Annotated in this window: 14 protein-coding genes and 1 pseudogene; 8 read left to right on the top strand and 7 right to left on the bottom strand. The window is 70.7% G+C overall.

Going from position 1 to position 18,407, the window contains the following annotated elements; all coding sequences use genetic code 11:
• Positions 1 to 255: 255 nt before the first annotated feature.
• Positions 256 to 867, top strand: coding sequence for a TetR/AcrR family transcriptional regulator (locus tag BCD49_RS08740; protein WP_007508408.1), 612 nt, complete (start codon positions 256 to 258; stop codon positions 865 to 867).
• On the opposite strand, the gene BCD49_RS08735 is transcribed toward BCD49_RS08740, so the two are convergent.
• Positions 800 to 2,536, bottom strand: coding sequence for a FadR/GntR family transcriptional regulator (locus tag BCD49_RS08735; protein WP_007508410.1), 1,737 nt, complete (start codon positions 2,534 to 2,536; stop codon positions 800 to 802). The genes BCD49_RS08740 and BCD49_RS08735 overlap by 68 nt on opposite strands.
• Positions 2,537 to 2,657: 121 nt before the next feature.
• Entirely contained in the window at positions 2,658 to 3,449 is a 792-nt protein-coding gene (locus tag BCD49_RS08730; protein WP_007508412.1) for an enoyl-CoA hydratase/isomerase family protein, read from the bottom strand.
• Positions 3,450 to 3,782: 333 nt separating this feature from the next.
• Here BCD49_RS08730 and BCD49_RS08725 point away from each other — a divergent pair, with 333 nt between their 5' ends.
• Positions 3,783 to 4,553, top strand: a complete 771-nt coding sequence (locus tag BCD49_RS08725) for an SDR family NAD(P)-dependent oxidoreductase (RefSeq protein WP_007508414.1) — start codon at positions 3,783 to 3,785, stop codon at positions 4,551 to 4,553.
• Between the two features lie 105 nt (positions 4,554 to 4,658).
• On the opposite strand, the gene BCD49_RS08720 is transcribed toward BCD49_RS08725, so the two are convergent.
• Positions 4,659 to 5,423: a TetR/AcrR family transcriptional regulator gene (locus BCD49_RS08720; RefSeq protein WP_007508415.1), complete on the bottom strand. Its 765-nt coding sequence runs from the start codon at positions 5,421 to 5,423 to the stop codon at positions 4,659 to 4,661.
• 162 nt (positions 5,424 to 5,585) lie between these two features.
• Here BCD49_RS08720 and BCD49_RS08715 point away from each other — a divergent pair, with 162 nt between their 5' ends.
• From BCD49_RS08715 to cysN, 4 genes are read left to right on the top strand one after another with little or no spacing between them, the layout of a single operon-like run.
• Entirely contained in the window at positions 5,586 to 6,752 is a 1,167-nt protein-coding gene (locus tag BCD49_RS08715; RefSeq protein WP_007508418.1) for a sulfotransferase family protein, read from the top strand.
• A 16-nt stretch (positions 6,753 to 6,768) separates the two neighbouring features.
• The gene (locus BCD49_RS08710) at positions 6,769 to 7,806 is read left to right on the top strand and encodes a hypothetical protein (RefSeq protein WP_071041369.1); all 1,038 of its coding nucleotides are present in this window, start codon (positions 6,769 to 6,771) and stop codon (positions 7,804 to 7,806) included.
• Positions 7,803 to 8,750, top strand: a complete 948-nt coding sequence (gene cysD / locus BCD49_RS08705; protein WP_071041389.1) for a sulfate adenylyltransferase subunit CysD — start codon at positions 7,803 to 7,805, stop codon at positions 8,748 to 8,750. Before BCD49_RS08710 ends, cysD begins: the two co-directional genes overlap by 4 nt.
• A 16-nt stretch (positions 8,751 to 8,766) precedes the next feature.
• Entirely contained in the window at positions 8,767 to 10,689 is a 1,923-nt protein-coding gene (gene cysN, locus BCD49_RS08700; RefSeq protein ID WP_007508424.1) for a sulfate adenylyltransferase subunit CysN, read from the top strand.
• A 65-nt stretch (positions 10,690 to 10,754) separates the two neighbouring features.
• Here the strand turns inward: cysN and BCD49_RS08695 are convergent, their stop codons facing one another.
• The 3 genes and pseudogenes from BCD49_RS08695 to BCD49_RS46345 form a co-directional block, all read right to left on the bottom strand.
• Positions 10,755 to 11,291, bottom strand: coding sequence for a methylated-DNA--[protein]-cysteine S-methyltransferase (locus BCD49_RS08695; RefSeq protein WP_071041368.1), 537 nt, complete (start codon positions 11,289 to 11,291; stop codon positions 10,755 to 10,757).
• A gap of 53 nt (positions 11,292 to 11,344) precedes the next feature.
• Positions 11,345 to 12,847: an AlkA N-terminal domain-containing protein gene (locus tag BCD49_RS08690; RefSeq protein ID WP_007508428.1), complete on the bottom strand. Its 1,503-nt coding sequence runs from the start codon at positions 12,845 to 12,847 to the stop codon at positions 11,345 to 11,347.
• 435 nt (positions 12,848 to 13,282) lie between these two features.
• Positions 13,283 to 13,391, bottom strand: a pseudogene (locus BCD49_RS46345) (integrase); the annotation flags it as partial.
• 1,365 nt (positions 13,392 to 14,756) lie between these two features.
• Between BCD49_RS46345 and BCD49_RS08685 the strand changes: the two are divergent.
• Positions 14,757 to 15,074 carry a helix-turn-helix domain-containing protein gene (locus BCD49_RS08685; RefSeq protein ID WP_007508432.1) on the top strand — a complete coding sequence of 106 codons (318 nt, stop codon included), beginning with the start codon at positions 14,757 to 14,759 and terminating at the stop codon, positions 15,072 to 15,074.
• On the top strand, positions 15,067 to 16,362 hold the full coding sequence (locus BCD49_RS08680) for a type II toxin-antitoxin system HipA family toxin (protein WP_035925444.1): 1,296 nt from the start codon (positions 15,067 to 15,069) through the stop codon (positions 16,360 to 16,362). Before BCD49_RS08685 ends, BCD49_RS08680 begins: the two co-directional genes overlap by 8 nt.
• A 54-nt stretch (positions 16,363 to 16,416) precedes the next feature.
• Here BCD49_RS08680 and BCD49_RS08675 read toward each other — a convergent pair whose 3' ends face one another.
• Entirely contained in the window at positions 16,417 to 18,120 is a 1,704-nt protein-coding gene (locus BCD49_RS08675) for an AMP-binding protein (RefSeq protein ID WP_007508435.1), read from the bottom strand.
• Positions 18,121 to 18,407: the final 287 nt, after the last annotated feature.

Genomic DNA, 18,407 nt, shown 5'->3' with positions numbered 1-18,407 from the left:
CTCCTCGCGTCGCGTCGCGGCATGCTGGTGGTGCCGGGGCTGGTGGTGCTGGGTGCTAGCGGTGCCTGGTGCTAGCGGTGCTGTGGCGGCGGGCGCGGGGCCCTCGGGCGAGTCTCGTGCTGAGCGCTCGCCCAATCGTTATGCTGGGCGCATGCCTACCTTCCCGTCGCCCCATACGTCAAGGGGTGCGGCGTCCGGGCTGGTAGGGGCACGGGTGCCCGAAGGGTCCCGGCCGGCGGCACGGAACGCCGCGTCATGACCACCCCCCGCCGGATGGGCGCGTCGGACTCGAAGACCAGAGCCGCGCTGCTCGACGTCACCGCCCAGATCATGATCGAGGAAGGCTACGCCGCGGCGACCTCGCGGCGGGTCGCGGCGAAGGCCGGCGTCAAGCCCGCGCTCGTGCATTACTACTTCCGCACGATGGACGACCTTTTCCTCGCGCTCTTCCAGAAAGGCGCCGAACTAAATCTGAGGCGCTACGAGCAGGCGCTTGCCTCGGAAAAGCCGCTGCGAGCGCTCTGGGAGCTCTCCAGCGAGCCGGTGGGCACCGTCCTGCTGTCGGAGTTCCAGGCGCTGGCGAACCACCGCAAGGCCATCCGCACCGAGATCGCCGACTACGCGGAACGCTTCCGCGCGCTCCAGATAAAGGCCCTCACCGGCCTTCTCGCGGACGCCGGCGTCGACGTCGAGGCGGTACCGCCGGCGGTGGTCACCCTCGTCGTCGTCGGCATAGCCCGGATCCTCATCTCGGAGGACATTCTCGGCGTCACCACCGGCCACGAGGAGACCCTCGCGCTCATCGAGCGGCACCTGACCCAGCTCGAGTCCGCCGCGGCGGGCGCGGGCGAGAAGACGGTTCCGTAGGGGTCACCGGCCGGACGACGCCGACGGGCTCATCAATGACGTCGACCATGAGGCGGTTGGCGTAGTCGTGGGACTCGGCGAAGGGGACGTTGACGTCGAGGAGGGCCGCCCAGCACCCGCGGGCCCGGCCGGGGTCGCGGGCGACCAGGGCGTCGACCAGCTCGGCGAACAGCGGGACGAGGCGGCTGGTGACGGCGGCCCACGAGTCGTCGGGCGGTACGTTGACCGCCGGCCTCGTGCCCAGGCGCACCCACTGGAGGATCTCGGCGACCACGGTGAGGGCGGGGTTGCCCGTCGTGCCGAAGGCGACGGCGGTGGCGCGCCGCCACGCGTCGGAGAAGCGGGGGATGTCATCGGCCGCGGTCGCCATCTCCGCCACGAGCGACCGCAGCGCCGCGAGCGACCCGTCGTCGATCCGGGTGGCCGCGAGCTCCATCATCGCGGGCTCGATGAGGCGGACGGCGTGGAAGTAGTCGCCGAGGGTGACCTGGCGGGCTTCGAGCACCGTGCCCGCGAGCTGGGCGGCGACCAGCGTGGACGGGTGGTGAACCTGGGCGCCGGCGCGATCGCCGGCCCTCAGTGTCAGTAGCGACTCCATCTCCAGGATCCGCAGCGCCTCGCGCAGCGTCGGCCGGGAGACGCCGAACTCGGCGGCGAGGCCCGCCAGCGACGGCAGGCGGTCGCCGTCGGCGAGGCGGCCCTCGGCGATGCGGGCCCGGATCTCATTGGCGACGACGGCGGCCATCCGCTGTGGCGGCGCCGCGGCACCCGCGAACGTCCCGCCAGCGGACGCCCCGCCGGTGGAGGTCCCGCCCGTGGACGTTCCCGCGGACGCGCCGCCAGTGGACGCGCCGTCGGAGTGGGCGCGCCACAGCGGCACGACGTCGATCGGCACCCGGCCGCGGCCACGGGGAACCAACAGCCGGCCGGTGGACAGCAGGTAGCCGCTCCAGGCCTGGCTCGCCGCGGCCGCCTCCCGCTGGCGAGCGGCCGCGAGGAACGCGCCGTGCGCGGCGACGATCCGCCGGCCGATCCGCTCGGCGGACCGCGGGTCCGCGGCGTCCAGCGCGGTGTACACCTGACCGGCGTGAATCACCCGCAGGATGCCGGCGATCACCGCGATCGAGCGGTTCCCGGAGAGGTCGGTGACGGCCTGGTCGAAGGTCGAGACCGCGGTGACGAACGCGAGCAGGTCGCCCGCGGCGCGCTCGTTGTCGTGCAGCGTGGCGAGGTGGTCGAGCGCGTCGTCGCCGGGGCGCAGGGCGAGCTGCCCCGCCGCGGGCGGCTCGAGCACCGAGCGGGCCTCCTCCAGCTGTTCCAGCGTGGTACCGCGCAGTTGCAGGAGGAGGGCGACGTAGCTTCCCGCGGAGGTCAGGCCGGGGCGGCGCACGACGGCCCCGCCGCCGCGGCCTCGGCGGACGTCGAGCAGCGACTGGGCCTCGAGGATCCGCAGCGCCTCGCGCAGCGTGTCGCGGGAGACGTCGAAGGCCGCCATGAGCTCGGCCTCGGGCGGCAGCCGCGCGTCGGCGGCCAGCGTGCCGCGCAGGATCTGGCGGCGCAGATCGGCCGCCAGCACATGCGCGATCTTCTGCGGGCTACGCCGGACTGGCGGCCGCAACGTCCCGGCGGCGGGGACACGTCCCGTGACCGCCGCCGCCGACGGTGTCATCGCGCCGGCCAAGCCTTCGCGAGCGCGTCGCGCGGGCCCACGGGCTGGCTCACGGCGAAAGGCTTGGTCACGGCTACGGGTTGGGTAACCGCGACGGGTTGGGTAACGGCGGCAGGTTCGCTCACAGCGGCCCGTCCTGGGCGAACTGCTTCGGGACCCATTCCGGCGAGCGCTTCTCCATGAAGGCGCGCATGCCCTCGCGCGGCTCCGGCGAGTTCTCCAGCGCGAAGAACATCGTCTGGTAGTCGATGAAGCCGTAGCGCTCGTTGAGCATCCGCTTGACCTGCGTGCGGGCCATCGGCGGCGTCATCAGCACCTGCCTGGCAGCGTTGACCGCCTCCTCGCGCAGCCGCTCGTGCGGGACGACCCGGGAGATCAGGCCGATCCGCTGCGCCTCGGCCGCGTCGAACTTACGGGCCGACAGGAGCAGGTCGCGGGCGACGGCGATGCCGACGTGCGCCGGCAGGGTGGCGGCGTAGGTCGCGTCCGGGATCCCGCGCAGCAGCTCGGGCACCCGGAAGGTCGAACGGTCGCTGGCGACGCAGATGTCGGACATCATCGCGATCAGCAGGCCGCCGGCCTGGCAGATGCCGTTGACGGCCGCGATCACCGGCGCGGTGCTGTCGCGGATGGTCAGGAACGGCAGCATGTGGGCGCCGATGTTCGGGGGCTGCTCGTCACCCGGGTCACTGCGGCCGGCCAGGTCACCGCCGGGGGCGAAGACGTCACCGGTGCCCGTGATGATGAGGGCGGCCAGGTCCGGGTCGGAGTTGACCAGGTGCACGGCCTTCTTGATGCCGAAGTACATGGCCGGGGTGAAGGCGTTGCGCGCGTGCGGCCGGTCGATGTACAGCCACCCGAGGGCGCCGTCCCGCTCGAACCGCAGACCGCCCGCGCCAAGCTCGTCCGCCACTCGTCCTCCTGAGATGTCGACGGCCCGGGCGCCGCACCGCGACCGGGTCAACTGTATAGGGAGACCGGCTCGCCCCAGCCCGGCTTCGCCGGGTCGCCGCCCCTGGCCGGCAGCCCTATCTCCAGCCTCGCCTAACCTGGCCGCACACGCCATCGGTATACCGGACTGGACCGGCGCGCCGTGGACAGCGGACCAAGTCAACTATATTTTCGTAGCCGGAGCCGAGGGTGGCCCAGGGCACGTCACGTCACCGCCTCCTGGCATGGCGTCCGCACGATCCTCGAGACAAGAATTGACTTCGACGTCGACAACGATTCGGACGGAGGGCGCCCGATGAGGACTCCTGCGGAGCTGTTCGACCTGACTGGCCGGGTCGCGATCGTCACCGGCGGCAGCCGTGGCATCGGCCGGGCGGTGGCCGAGGGCCTGGCGACCGCCGGCGCGGACATCGTCATCGCCAGCCGCAAGCTCGAGGCGTGCGAGAAGGCGGCCAAGGAGATCGAGGTGGCCACCGGCCGGCGCGCGCTTCCCGTCGCCTGTCACGTCGGTAGTTGGGACGACTGCGACCGGCTCGTCGAGACCGTCTACGCCGAGTTCGGCAAGGTCGACGTGCTGGTCAACAACGCCGGCATGTCGCCGCTGTACGACAAGCTCTCCACGGTCACCCGGGAGCTCTACGACAAGGTACACGCCGTCAACGCCAGCGGGCCGTTCCGGTTGTCCGCGCTCGTCGGCGAGCGGATGGCGGTCGGCGACGGCGGATCGATCATCAACGTCACCACCGCCGGCTCGCTGCGGCCCGGCCCGCACGACATTCCCTACGCCATGGCGAAGGCGGGGCTGAACGCGCTCACGCTGGGGCTGGCCGGCGAGTGGGCCCCGAAGGTGCGCGCGAACCTGGTGCTGCCGGGCGCGTTCGACACCGACATCTCCAAGGCATGGGGTGAGGAGGCGCAGCGCCGCGCCGCCGAGATGAACCCGATGGGACGCATCGGCGTCCCGGAGGACCTGGTCGGCGTCTGCGTCTTCCTGGCGAGCGACGCGTCCGGCTACATCAACGGCGCCCAGATCCTCGCCGACGGCGGACTGTTCCGCACACTGTAGGCCCGTTCCGCACGCTGCAGGGCCGCGCCGCCGTACGCGCGGCGGGGCAGGGCCGCGCCGCGCGTCGCACGACCGCGCCGCGCGTCGCAGGACCGTCCGGTCCGCTCAGGCGGTGGCGGGTGGCTCACGCGGCGGCGGGCGGCGACCCTCACGGATCGCGTCGGCGAGCTCCCCGATCGCCCAGGTGATCGCCCTGGTGGCCTGCTCGCCGTCGAACTGCCAGGCCGTCAGCAGCCGCTGGTAGGACGGCACGCTCCACAGCACGTCGAGCATGGCCGCGGCCATCCGCCGTTCCTCGTCGCCCCAGTCCGCGGCCGGCCCCGCGACCGCGCCGATGACGGCCTCCCGGCGGACCGCGTCCGCCTCCACCAGTGTCGGCTGAGACGGCGTCTCGTCGCTCCACCGCGTGACCGCGTACGACGGCAGCGTCGCGAACAGCCGCGCGCTGATCGGGCCCATCCCGTCGAGGCTGAGCCCCTCGTAGCTGATCCCCGACTCCTCGCCGAGGCGGCGCATGACGGCGTCGTGCAGCTCCCGCTCGGTGGCGAAGTACCGGTAGACGGTGCGCTCCCCCACGCCGGCGCGCTCGGCGACGGCGCGGAAGGTCAGTCCCTTCCAGTCCCACGTGGTGAACTCGTGCACCAGCTCGGACCCGGCGGCGAGAATGCGATCTCGCGTCCGCGCCGCGCGCTCGCGCCGCAGCGGGCTGTCGTAGCGGCGGCGGCCGCGGCCCGCCGCCGCGTCGTCGCCGACGTCGCCGACGTCGCGGGGCTCCGGGTCGGGCGTCGTCTCCGGTCGCCCGTCGAGCCGGTCGTCACCCACCTGCCCGCCCGCCTCCTCATTGGGTGTTGCCGGGACGCTGGTATTCATGGCACCCTACTGTCACGAAATAGGCCGGGCCAGCCGGCCGACCGTTCTCACCCATACACGGTCCCCACTCCCCCGCGCGGCACCGGCCACCCACCAGGCGGGCGCCGACCGTGCCCACGTATCCGTAGGGCGTGGGAGTGGCCGCGAGAAGGGAGCGCTCACGTGCGATTAGCCGACGGCCTCATCGACGAGGCACGCACCTCGACCGGTCTCGACGACTTCGGCGGTGACTCCTTCCGAGAGGGCCTGGAGCGGGTCACCCAGGCCCTGGAGACCGAGGCCCAGCTCAACGCGACCGGCCAGGCCGCRCTGCGCGGCATGATGCTCGGGGCGCTCCGGACCCGGCTGCACATCGAGCAGTGGTACAAGGACCATCCCGAGACCGACGATGCGCCGATCATCGGGCCGCTCATCGCCCTCGGCCTTCCCCGGACCGGCTCGACCGCGCTGGCGGGCCTGCTCGCCGAGGACCCGGACATCCGGTACCTGCGCCGCTGGGAGGCCACCGAGCTCGTCCCGCCGCCGGCGTCGGTGCGGGAGTCCCCCGACCCGCGGCTGCTGCGCCAGATCGAGGTCCAGTCCCGGCGCACCGAGCTCGACAAGGCTCTCGTCCCGTCCTTCCCCGACGGCCCGCAGGAATGCCACGAGCTGATGCTCCTGGACTTCAAGGTGCACTACTTCGAGTGCTTCGCCCACGTCCCCTCCTACGCCGCCTGGCTGCTGGACGCGGATCTCACCGAGACGTTCCGGTACATGCGTCGGGCACTGAAGTACCTGCAGTGGGGCCAGCCCGCGAAGCCGTGGCGGCTGAAGAACCCCAACCACCTCGCCCACCTGGTCGACATCGACAGAGCCTTCCCCGAGGCCAGGTTCGTGATGACCCACCGCGACCCGACCGAGGTCCTGGTCTCGGTCTGCGACGTCTACGCCAACGTCGCGCTGCGGTTCAACGACACCGTCGACAGGCACTACATCGGCACGCTGAACACCACGGTCCTGGCGACTGGAATGGACCGGACGCTGGCGTTCCGCGACGACGGCAACTCCCACCGGTTCCACGACATCGACTTCAGGGCCATGCAGCGCGACCCGATCGGCGAGATCCGCGGCCTCTACGACTGGCTCGGCCAGCCGGTCACACCGGCGTTCGAGGAGAACATGCGCCGCTGGTGGAAGGAGAACTCCGAGGACCGCGTGCGCGTCAAGCACTCCGACCCCGCCGACTACGGACTCGACCTCGACACCATCCGGCCGCTGTTCGCGGAGTACACCGCCCGTGCGGGGCGTTGGACCAGCCACGGTCAGCCCACCGACGCCGGCACGAGCTAGGAAGGACACGATCTCCATGGCGATAGACCTCAGCGGTGGCCTGCCCGTCGAGCGGGAGTTCTTCTTTCCCTCCCGGCCGGAGAATCCCGAGATGCGGGACTCGGCGAGCTTCTGGGTGACGGACGACAAGGGCGAGATCGGGCTGCCCCGGTTCGGGATCGAGGCCGTCGCGTCCAGCTGGGACACGCACGTCGTCACGCTCAACGTGGTGTTCGCCGACGGCCGGGTGTATCGGCTGCGCAGCCCCGGTGCGGCGCGTTCGCCGTTCAACGCCGCCGGGCAGCCCGCGATCCTGGGGGCCGGCGGGCTGGCGTTCGAGGTGATCGAGCCATACCGGCGGTGGCGGATGACCTACGACGGCCCGGCGATCGAGACGACGTCACAGGCGTTGGTGGAGGGCAGGCAGGACGGCCCGACGGTCGACCTGCGGGTCGAGGTCGAGACCACGATGGCCGTGCCGCCCTGGGAGCAGGGCTCGCTGCGCGCCGACGCGGCCGAGCAGCTGAAGAACACCAGCGACGGCGACATGATGGGCCACGGGCCCCGTATCGAGCAGTTGTTCACCGCGACGGGTGTCGTCGAGGTGCCGGGTGAGGAGAAGACCTTCACCGGATCCGGGTTGCGGATCAAGCGGCAGGGGGTTCGCCACCTGGAGGAGTTCCGGGGCCACACGTGGCAGTCGGCGGTGTTCCCGAGCGGGCGGGGGTTCGGGTACATCACCTACCCTCCGCACCCGGATGGCCGCGAGGTGTTCAACGAGGGGTTCCTGTATCTKGGTGAGGGGAAGCTCATTCCGGCGCGTGTGGTCGAGGCTCCGTGGCTGCGGCGGCTGGTACCGTCGGGCGACCCGGTCCCGGTGGTGTTCGAGTCGGAGTTGGGGATCACCCGTATCGAGGGTGTGACCGTGAACACCACCCACGACACGGTCCACCGGCCGGAGCTGCCGAACTTCCCGGTGCTGTTTCAGGGCGAGTGCAGGTACTCGTGGGACGGAGAGGAGACCTACGGCATGCTCGAACGGTCTACTGTGCGCGACCAGATCCRGTGGGCATGAGCGCGCCGACCGACGGTGGTATCCGGGGCCCRCTCCCGAGCACCACTCGCCTAAGCCACCTGCAGCGCCTCGAGGCGGAGAGCATCCAGATCTTCCGGGAGRCCGTCTCGGAGAGCGAGCGGCCGGTGATGCTGTATTCGGTGGGCAAGGACAGCGCGGTGATGCTGCACCTGGCGAGKAAGGCGTTCTACCCGTCGAAGCCGCCGTTCCCGTTGTTGCACGTCGACACGACGTGGAAGTTCAAGGCGATGTACGAGTTCCGCGACACGCTGGTCACGGACCTGGGCCTGGACCTGTTGGTCCACCAGAACCCGGAGGCACTGGCGCGGGGCATCAACCCGTTCGACCACGGCTCCGCGGCGCACACCGACATCTGGAAGACCGAGGGCCTCAAGCAGGCGCTGGACAAATACGGCTTCGACCTCGCGTTCGGTGGGGCGCGTCGGGATGAGGAGAAGTCCCGGGCCAAGGAGCGGGTTTTCTCGATCCGCTCCGCGGCGCATCGGTGGGATCCCAAGCAACAGCGCCCCGAGTTGTGGCGGTTGTACAACGCGCGCAAGGGGCCGGGCCAGTCGGTGCGGGTGTTCCCGCTGTCGAACTGGACCGAGCTGGATATCTGGCTCTACATCCACCACGAGAACATCCCGATCGTCCCGCTGTACTTCGCCGCGCCGCGGCCGGTCGTCGAGCGCGACGGCACGTTGATCATGGTCGATGACGAGCGGATGCGGCTGGCGCCGGGCGAGGTGCCCGAGCAGCGCGAAGTCCGGTTCCGCACGCTGGGCTGCTACCCGCTGACCGGGGCGGTGGAAAGCTCCGCGACGACGCTGACCGAGATCATCCAGGAAATGCTGCTCACGACCAGTTCGGAACGCCAGGGCCGGGTCATCGACCACGACTCGTCGGGGTCCATGGAGAAGAAGAAGCAAGAGGGGTACTTCTGATGGCGGGTGAGCGGTAGTGGCGCACGCGGCGGGCGACCTCGTCGCCACCGACATCGAGGAGTACCTACGCCAGCACGAGAACAAGTCGATGCTGCGGTTCATCACCTGCGGCAGCGTCGACGACGGTAAGAGCACGCTGATCGGCCGGTTGCTCTACGACTCGAAGCTGGTGTTCTCCGACCACCTGGCGGCGCTGGAGTCCGACTCGAAGAAGGTCGGCACGCAGGGCGGTGAACTGGACTTCGCGCTGCTCGTCGACGGCCTGGCGGCCGAGCGCGAGCAGGGCATCACGATCGACGTCGCCTACCGGTTCTTCTCCACCGAGCACCGCAAGTTCATCGTCGCCGACACCCCGGGCCACGAGCAGTACACCCGCAACATGGTCACCGGCGCGTCCACGGCCGACCTCGCGGTGATCCTGATCGACGCCCGCAAGGGCGTGCTCACCCAGACCCGCCGCCACAGCTACCTGGTCTCCCTGCTCGGCATTCGCCACGTGGTGCTCGCCGTCAACAAGCTCGACCTCGTCGACTACTCGAAGGACGTCTTCGACGCCATCGAGGCCGACTACCGCGCCTTCGCGGAGAAGATCGGGCTGACCGACATCGCCTGCATACCMCTGTCGGCGCTGCGCGGCGACAACATCACCGAGCCGAGCCCGAACATCCCGTGGTACACCGGCCCGACCCTGGTCGGGCACCTGGAGACCGTCGAGGTCGCAGGCGGCCAGGCCGGCGGGCCGTTCCGGCTGCCGGTCCAGTGGGTCAACCGGCCGGACCTGGACTTCCGCGGCTTCTCCGGCCAGGTCACCGGTGGCACGGTCCGCCCGGGCGACCGGGTCCGCATCGTCCCGGCGGGCACCGAGAGCACCGTCGACCGGATCGTCACCGCCGACGGCGATCTGGCCGAGGCCATCGCCGGCCAGTCGGTCACGATCACCCTTACCGACGAGGTGGACGTGAGCCGCGGCGACGTGCTCGCCGCCGCGAGCGACCCGCCGGCCGTCGCCGACCAGTTCGAGTGCCACCTGGTGTGGATGAGCGACGAGCCGATGCTGCCAGGCCGGTCCTACCTGCTCAAGCTCGGCACCCGCACCGTCGGCGCGACCGTCGCCCAGCCCAAATACAAGATCAACGTCAACACGCTGGAACACACCGCGGCCCGCACGCTGGAGCTCAACGAGATCGGCGTCGCGAACCTCAACCTGGACCGGCGGATCGCGTTCGACCCCTACACGGTGAACCGCGACATGGGCGGTTTCGTCCTCATCGACCGGTTCACCAACGCCACCGTCGCCGCCGGCCTGCTGCACTTCGCGCTGCGCCGGTCCGACAACATCCACTGGCAGGCCGTGGAGGTGAACAAGGCGGCGCGGGCCGCGGCCAAGGGCCAGCGTCCGGCGGTCGTCTGGTTCACCGGCCTGTCCGGCGCCGGCAAGTCCACCATCGCGAACCTCGTCGAGAAGAAGCTCCACGACGAGGGCCACCACACCTACCTCCTCGACGGCGACAACGTCCGCCACGGCCTGAACAAGGACCTCGGCTTCACCGAGGCCGACCGCGTCGAGAACATCCGCCGCATCGCCGAGGTCGCCCGGCTCATGGCCGACGCCGGACTCATCGTGCTCACGTCGTTCATCTCGCCGTTCCGCGCCGAACGCCAACTCGCCCGCGGGCTCCTCGACGACGGCGAGTTCGTCGAGGTCTTCGTCGACACACCGCTCGAGGTGGCCGAGTCCCGCGACCGCAAGGGCCTCTACGCCAAGGCCCGCCGCGGCGAGCTCACCAACTTCACCGGCATCGACTCCCCCTACGAACCGCCCATCCACCCCGAACTCCACCTCGACGCCTCCGGCGCCGTCACCCCCGAGGCAAGCGCCGAACAGGTCGTCAGCTACCTCCGCGAGACCGGCCTGCTCACCCCGCCGCCGGCCCCATAGGCGGCGCTCGCGTCACCCGGGTCCGGGGCCGGCCCTTTCGGCCGCCCCGGACCCGAGCCCTGGGCTCACCACAACGTGCGGCGCACGTCCGTCCCGGCCGCGGCCGGGACACGGCTCGCCTCGAACGCCAGCAGGTGCCGCTTGCGGTCGAGGCCGCCGCCGTAGCCGGTCAGGTCGCCGGTGGACCCGACGACGCGGTGGCACGGCACGATGATGCCGATCGGGTTGCGGCCGTTCGCGAGGCCGACGGCGCGCGCCGCACCCGGCCGACCGACGCGGTCGGCCAGCTCGCCATACGAGATGGTCCGCCCGTAGGGGATCTCGCGCAGCCCGGCCCACACGGCGCGCTGGAACTCGGTCCCGCGCGGGGCCAGCGGCAGGTCGAAGGCCGTCAGCTCCCCGTCGAAGTAGGCCCGCAGCTGGGCGACGACGTCGCCGAACGCGGCCGGGTCGCGATCCCCGAACGTCTCCGGCCCGGGACGATGCCGCTGCTGCTCCATGTACAGGCCGGCGAGCACGCCGTCGACGGCGACCAGGGTGAGGTCCCCGACCGGGCTGTCGACCACCGTGTGGGTCACGTGTGCTGACTGGTGGGCACGCATCTTCTTTCCTTCGGTCAGTCGGGCGGGTCAGTCGGATGGGTCGGTCAGTGGGGTCAGTCGGCCGGAAGCCGGTTGATGGGGTGGTCGCCGGTCGCCCAGAGGTACTGGACCGCGTAGGCGCGCCACGGCCGCCAGGGCGCCGAGCGCTTCGTCAACGCCGCGGGCGTCGACGGCAGGCCGAGATCGCCCGCCGCGCGCCGCACACCGAGATCCGTGGCGGCGAACGCGTCCGGGTCGCCGAGCGCGCGCATCGCGACCATCTCGACCGTCCAGGGCCCGACGCCCGGCACCGCCGCGAGCTGCGCCCTCGCCCGCTCCCAGTCGCCACCGACATCCAGCTCCACGTCCCCCGCCGCGAGGGCGGTGACCAGCGCGCCCACGCCCGCCCGCCGGGACCGGGGCATCGCCAGCGTCTCCGGGTCCAGCTCGGCCAGCGCCGACGTGGTCGGGAACAGGTGGGTCAGCCCGCCGTCGGCGTCCTCGACGGGCTCGCCGTGTGCGGCCACCAGCCGCGCGGCGAGCGTTCGCGCGGCGGCCGTCGACACCTGCTGGCCCAGCACCGCGCGGATCGCGAACTCCGCCGGGTCGGTGGTGCGCGGGACCCGCCGGCCGGGGCTCTTGGCGACCAGCGGGGCCAATGCCTCGTCGGCGCCGAGCTGGGCGTCGACCGCGACCGGGTCGGCGTCCAGGTCGAGCAGCCACCGGCACCGGTTGATCGCCGTCGTCAGGTCGCGCAGGTCGGACAGGGCCAGCCGGCACTCGATGTGCTCCGGCGCCGGGCGCAGTGCCACGACGGCATGTCCGTGCGGCAGCCGCAGCGTCCGGCGATAGGCGCCGTCGTGCCACTCCTCGATCCCCGGCACCGCCGTGGCCGCGAGGTGGCCGAACAGGTTGTCCGGGCACAGCGGGCGGCGGAACGGGAGCCGCACGACGATGGTGCCGGCCGTTCTCGTACCGGCCGTTCCGGTGCCCGGTGCTCCCGGCCCGTCGACGGCCTTCGCCCGCGTCCGCAGCTCGCTGGGCGCGAGCGCGAAGACCTCCTGAACCGTCTCGTTGAAGGCGCGCACGCTGGCGAAGCCAGCCGCGTACGCCAGGTCGGCCATCGGCAGCTTCGTGGTCTCGATCAGCAGGCGCGCGGTCTGCGCGCGCTGCGCACGGGCCAGGGCGAGCGGCCCCGCGCCCAGCTCCGCCATCAGCTGCCGTTCGAGCTGGCGGACGCTGTAGCCGAGCCGGTGGGCGAGCCCCGGCACGCCCTCGCGGTCGACGAGCCCGTCCGCGATCAGCCGCATCGCGCGGGCGACGAGGTCCGCGCGCTCGTTCCACTGTGGCGAGCCCGGCACGGCGCCCGGCCGGCAGCGTTTGCAGGCCCGGAAGCCCGCCTGCTGCGCCGCGGCGGCACTCGGGAAGAACCGCATGTTCTCCGGCTTCGGCGGCGTCGCCGGGCAGCTGGGGCGGCAGTAGATCCCGGTGGTGAGCACAGCGGTGAAGAACCAGCCGTCGAAGCGCTCGTCCCGCGCCTGAACAGCCCGCACACACCGCTCAACGTCCATGTACACACGTCTAGCCTGCTCGCCACCCGGCGCCAGGTCTCGCGGAAATACGACATGACGGTGCGGCCACATCTGACACCAGCCGGCCCAGCCGGCCCAGCCGGCCTGGCTGCTGGCTGCTGGCTGCTGGCTGCTGGCTGCTGGCTGGCAAGAATCGTGATCACATGGCCCCAGGTCGTACCCGTGGCCATCCGGCACTCCGCGTGAGGATCTCGTGGGGGCACATGCCCCCGACGCCGTCCTGGTGCGCTGTCCGGCAACGTCCGGCCGCCCTCACCAGGGAAGATCGCCATGTGTGTACTCACATCCGAGTTCCGGCGGGCCGTCAGCTCGGATTCCAGTACACATCTGCTGATCAAGCTCGTGGCGAGGCAGCACTACCGGACCGACTGCCGCGGACAACACACTGGTGCGCTGACCACGAGCGTGTACCGAGGTAGGTCAGGCGGCGTGTGATCGTGGTCGTCCCAGCGCGTTGTTGGCGCTCGCTGCGGATGCGGGCGCGTCCGCGGCATTGGGCGGCCAGGACGGTGGGGTGGCGCTGGGGTGCCCAGCCGCCAGTCAGTACCGCCTTCACCAACGTGCGGCCCTTGATCACCGCCGACGTGCTGCCAGCGTCGTGATTTCGGCAGATTCACGACGACGGCAACACGTCCGCGCGGATCTTTCGGGGCGAACGTCTGAGACCCACAGGACGGGCACCGAAATGACCGACGTCAGCCCATGGTGTCGATCATGAGACGCCACGCCGCGCCTTACACCCCAGATGCAGACACTGCCAGTTGACACTATCTGTACGATAGCTGCAGCRCGAATAGGGGGCGCCAAAATCGACGGGCAGAATGTCGAGGCGATTCGATGTCAGGAAAATTTGACGAAGAGTTTGACCGGCGCGTTCGCGCAGCAAGAGAACGTCAGGATGAGGCGGCTCGGGCCGAGCACCTGCGGAAAGCCGCCGAGGGGCCGGCGCGCGCTCGACTAAAGGAAGAGAAAGCCAGGTTCATCGCGAGCCTGCCACCCGAGCTATCGGACCCTCACGCATATATTCAAGCTAKGGTGCAGAGGGTTCGCAACATCGCAGAACAAACGGCGCATCTAGCTACGGCCGGTGGCGATGCAGGCGTTCCGATTGTACTGACGAAACGTCGGCGGCGGACCGAGGCGATTCTCTCGGGGTGGGTCCTCGACACCTCGAAGACGGGGACRAGAGAATTCTACCCAGTCACGAATGGAGTAAGCACCGACTTACCGACAATAAATGATATCTATCGAACGATCATATTGAGCAGCCACGGAATGCTGCTTGAGCACACCACCKAGACCCGATCTGGCGAAGGTTTTGGTTTTCACCCGTTCTACGCGTACGGGAACCGGAACCCACTACCGCCCCTCTCTCTAATAGCTCCTGAACCGCAAGCCCTTGTCCGGTCGTTCCGGAGTAGCCGACCGATGAGCGAACAGGAGGAGAGTTGGTTTGTGTGGCACATCCGAGACGCCTTTCTGCACCCGACGGTCGTCAGCACCGACTACATCGAAGATATTCTGGTGGAGTTTACTGCGCAGCATCTCGGGAGATAAAGGGCCGACTKGGGTGTCACAGACGGCTGCCGCGATCCTTTGACCGCGCCCCGTACCTGGCCACACAGAGCTGAAATGCGACTCCGCGAGGCTAGTCGCAAAACCCCTCGCGCAAAGCTCGCATACACCGCTCAACGTCCATGTCCACCCGTCCAGCGGGCTCGCCGCCCGGCGCCAGGTCTCGCGGAAAAGCGACATGACAGTGCGGCCCCGCGGTCCCTGGCGGTAGGTCACCGGCCGGGCGACTGTGCGCGTCCATGCACAGTGGAGTCGATGCGCACGTACATGCGCAGAGGAGCCGATGTGCACGGACGCGCACATCGACTAGAGTGTGCACGTGCGCGCACACGACCAGGCCGGAATACGGCTTACGGATGCCCAGAGCCTCGGGCTGTTCGTGCGGGCGGAGCGCCGGCGACGGGGCATGACACAGATCCAGCTGTGCGCTGAGGCGCTGGTAAGCCGTCGGTGGCTCTCGGACATGGAGGCCGGCAAGCCCACCGCCGAGATCGGGCTCGTCTTCCGGGTCATGGACGCGCTGGGTCAGATGTTGCTGGCCGCGCCCATCGTGTTGGGCCCCGACGACATCGACCTGGACGAGGTCCTCCGACGCTACGAGAATCCAGGCGGCCCTCATGGTGACGCCCATGCCTGACGATCGCCTTCTCGTCGTGTTGCTGGGGGGACGGCGTGTCGGCGAGTTGGCAATGGACGCTACCGGCAAGTTCCGCTTCACCTATGACGAGGCCTGGTCGGCCGACCAGAACGCGACTCCCCTGTCCCTGTCCATGCCCGTAGGCCAGCCCGAGCATGGTGACGGTCCGGTGCGGGCCTTTATCTGGGGCCTGCTTCCGGACAACGAAAGAGTGCTGGAGCGGTGGGCGGCGGAGTACCAGGTCTCGCCACGCAACCCGTTCGCGCTGCTGCGGCATGTCGGCGAGGACTGCGCTGGCGGAGCGCAGTTCGTGATTCCAGAACGCGTCGACGCGCTACTCGCCGGCAAGGGTTCGGTCCGGTGGCTCGACGAAGCCGAGATAGCCGACCGGCTGCGCATTCTGCGTGCGGACCCGACCGCGTGGCACGCGCATAGCACGGGGCAGTTCAGCCTCGCTGGCGCGCAGGCGAAGACGGCGCTGCACTATGACGATTTCACTGGGCGGTGGGGCGATCCTGCTGGCGCGACCCCGACCACGCACATCCTCAAGCCCGCGATCAGCGGACTGGACGACCACGACCTCAACGAGCACCTTTGCCTGTCAGCCGCGAGATTGCTCGGTATGTCGGTCGCACACACGGAGGTGCTGTCCTTCGGCGCCGAAAGGGTTATCGCCGTATCCCGCTATGACCGGGTCCAGAACCCCGCGGGACGAGTCATCCGCGTCCACCAAGAAGACATGTGCCAAGCGGCCGGTGTATCGCCGACCATCAAGTACCAAAACGAGGGCGGGCCCGGCCCCGAGCAGATCATCGATATTCTGCGCAGATACGTCCGGCCGGCGGCCTCGGCCGCCCAGCACGTGGACCGGTTCGTCGACGCGCTGGCGTTCAACTGGGTCATCGGGGGAACGGACGCGCATGCGAAGAACTACTCCGTCCTGCTCGCCGGCGCCCAGGCCCGCCTCGCGCCGCTCTACGACGTCGCCAGCGTGCTCGCCTACGACGACGTCTACCTACCAAAGCTCCGGCTGGCCATGAGGATAGGCGGTGAGTACCGCGTGGCGGCGATTTACGGTCGTCACTGGCGCCGATTCGCGACAGCCAACGGTCTGGACCCCGACGAGATCATCGCCCGAGCCCGCCGCATCATCGAGCGAGCCCCCGACGCGTTCGCGACCGTCGCGACCGCCCCGTCCGTCCAGGTCCTGGACAGCGGACTGCCGTCCAGGCTCGCGGACCGAGTCGCGCAGGCCGCGCAGGCTCGCGGCCGCGCGCTCGACCACTGACCCTCCGGGGAGCCGTACGCGGCGCCCACCGACGACGGCGACCGACCGCACGGATCAGGGCAGGTAGCGCTTCCGCAGGGCGTTCTTGGCGATCTTGCCCATGTCGGTGCGGGGGAGGTCGTCGACGATCTCGAGCTGCTCGGGGAGCTTGAACTTCGCCAGGCCGGCGGCCAGGGCGTGGGCGGCGAGGTCGGCGAGGGTGACGGGCGCGGCGCCTTCGGCCAGGCGGATGACGGCGCAGCAGCGCTCGCCGGTGCGCTCGTCGGGGAGGCCGATGACGGCGACCTCGGCGACGGACGGGTGGGTGACGAGGATGCCCTCGACCTCGGGCGCCGCGATGTTCTCCGCGTTGCGGATGATGACGTCCTTGCGGCGGCCGGTGATGCGGACATGGCCGCGCGGGCCGACGACGCCGAGGTCGCCGGTGCGGAAGAAGCCGTCGGCGTCGAAGAGGTCGGCGGTCTCGGCGGCGGGGACGCCGAGGTAGCCGGCGAAGAGCTGCGCGCCGCGGACCAGCAGCTCGCCCTCCTCGCCGGGGGCGCACGGGGTGCCGTCGAACGCGACCACCCGCAGCTCGACGCCCGGGGCTGGGCGGCCCTCGGTGACGGTGAGCTCGTCGTCGGAGTCGTCGAGGCGGGCGTGCGTCGCCAGCGGGAACTCGGTCATGCCCCAGCTGGAGAGCACGCCGCGGCCGCCGAGCTCGGCGGCGACCTCGGCATGCAGGCCGGGTGGCTTGGGCGCGCCGCCGCTGAACGCCGCCCGCAGCTTCGGGAACAGCACCGCGTCGGGGTCCTTCGCCCGGTCGGCGGCCGCGGCGGCGATGTACGCCCGCAGGAACGGCAGGGCCGAGCCGAGGAAGGTCGCGCCGAGCGCCGCCATCGTCCGCGGGGACGCCTCGGCGTCGAAGCTGTCGAGCAGCAGCAGCCGCATCCCGGACAGCAGCGACGCGGAGAGCATGACGGCGCCGCCGATGTGGGCGATCGGGAACGCGATCGGATAGAGGTCGGCGGGCGTCGACGCGACGCCGGAGACGCTGCCGCGGGCCGCGACCGACACCGAGACATCGGTGTGCAGCACGCCCTTCGGGTCCGCGGTGGTGCCCGAGGTGCTGTAGATCCAGCGGGCCTCCCGCGGCCCGGCCGGCGGCGCCGGGGGTGGGACCGGCTCGGACTCGGCGGCCATCGGCAGGGCAAGACTCGGCAGGGCAAGGTGGTCGTTCGGCGAACCCGCCGCCGCGGCACCGGGTTCGCCGAGCGCGATCGCGCGATGGTCGACGAGCAGTACGTCGATGGCGGGTTCACCGGCGTCGACGCGCGCGGCGCTGATCGCGGAGATCATCGCCTCGTGGTCGAAGCCGCGCCAGCGCGGCACCGTGACGAACAGCGAGGTAGCCGCCTTCGCGGTGACGTAGGCGACCTCGCGCTCGCGCAGCGTCGGGATGATCGGGTTCTGGGTGGCGCCGAGGCGGGCGAGCGCGACCATGAGCACCGCCGACTCCAGCGTCGTCGGCAGCTGCCAGCTCACCACGGTGCCGACGCCGACGCCGCGCGCGGCGAGCGCGGCCGCGACCCGCTCGACGGCACGCCGGAACTGCGCGGCGGTCAGGCTCCGGCCGAGATCGTCGAGCAGCAGCTCGGTGTCGGGCGTGGCCGCCGCCCGGCGCTGGACCAGCTCCCAGAAGGAGCTCGCATCCCAGACGGGTGCGGGCGGGCCCGCGTACACGCCGTCGGTCCGCGCGCTTTCCGCCGTGCCGCTCACCCGATCAACCGCCTTCTTCTCGCAGGTCAGCCCAGGCGAGGGGCCCCGCGACCACGGGTTTCCTCGTGTACCCGGAGCCCGTTCCAGGGGTCAGGAAGCCGCCGCCGACGGCCGTCCGCGCGAGGCGGACGACCGTCGGCGGCCGGAATGAAACAGCGTCAGGCAGTAGCCTTCGAGGCCATCTCGGCGAGGGAGATGCCGTCGTGCTTGATCTCGAAGCGGCCCTTGTCGAACGGGCGGATCTCCACGTCGTGGCCGGCGACCTCGGCGCGCAGCGCCCCGACGGT

It is taken from the genome of Pseudofrankia sp. EUN1h (genome assembly GCF_001854645.1).
GTDB classification, from domain to species: Bacteria; Actinomycetota; Actinomycetes; order Frankiales; family Frankiaceae; genus Pseudofrankia; species Pseudofrankia saprophytica.
Note: the sequence above shows the minus strand (reverse complement) of the source record. Positions and strands in the feature narration are given on the sequence as shown.

Excerpts from the sequence above, each read along its gene's own strand:
- BCD49_RS08740 (WP_007508408.1), top strand. The coding sequence starts at position 256 with ATGACCACCCCCCGCCGGATGGGCGCGTCGGACTCGAAGACCAGAGCC.
- BCD49_RS08735 (WP_007508410.1), bottom strand. The coding sequence starts at position 2,536 with ATGACACCGTCGGCGGCGGCGGTCACGGGACGTGTCCCCGCCGCCGGG.
- BCD49_RS08725 (WP_007508414.1), top strand. The coding sequence starts at position 3,783 with ATGAGGACTCCTGCGGAGCTGTTCGACCTGACTGGCCGGGTCGCGATC.
- BCD49_RS08720 (WP_007508415.1), bottom strand. The coding sequence starts at position 5,423 with ATGAATACCAGCGTCCCGGCAACACCCAATGAGGAGGCGGGCGGGCAG.
- BCD49_RS08695 (WP_071041368.1), bottom strand. The coding sequence starts at position 11,291 with ATGCGTGCCCACCAGTCAGCACACGTGACCCACACGGTGGTCGACAGC.
- BCD49_RS08680 (WP_035925444.1), top strand. The coding sequence starts at position 15,067 with ATGCCTGACGATCGCCTTCTCGTCGTGTTGCTGGGGGGACGGCGTGTC.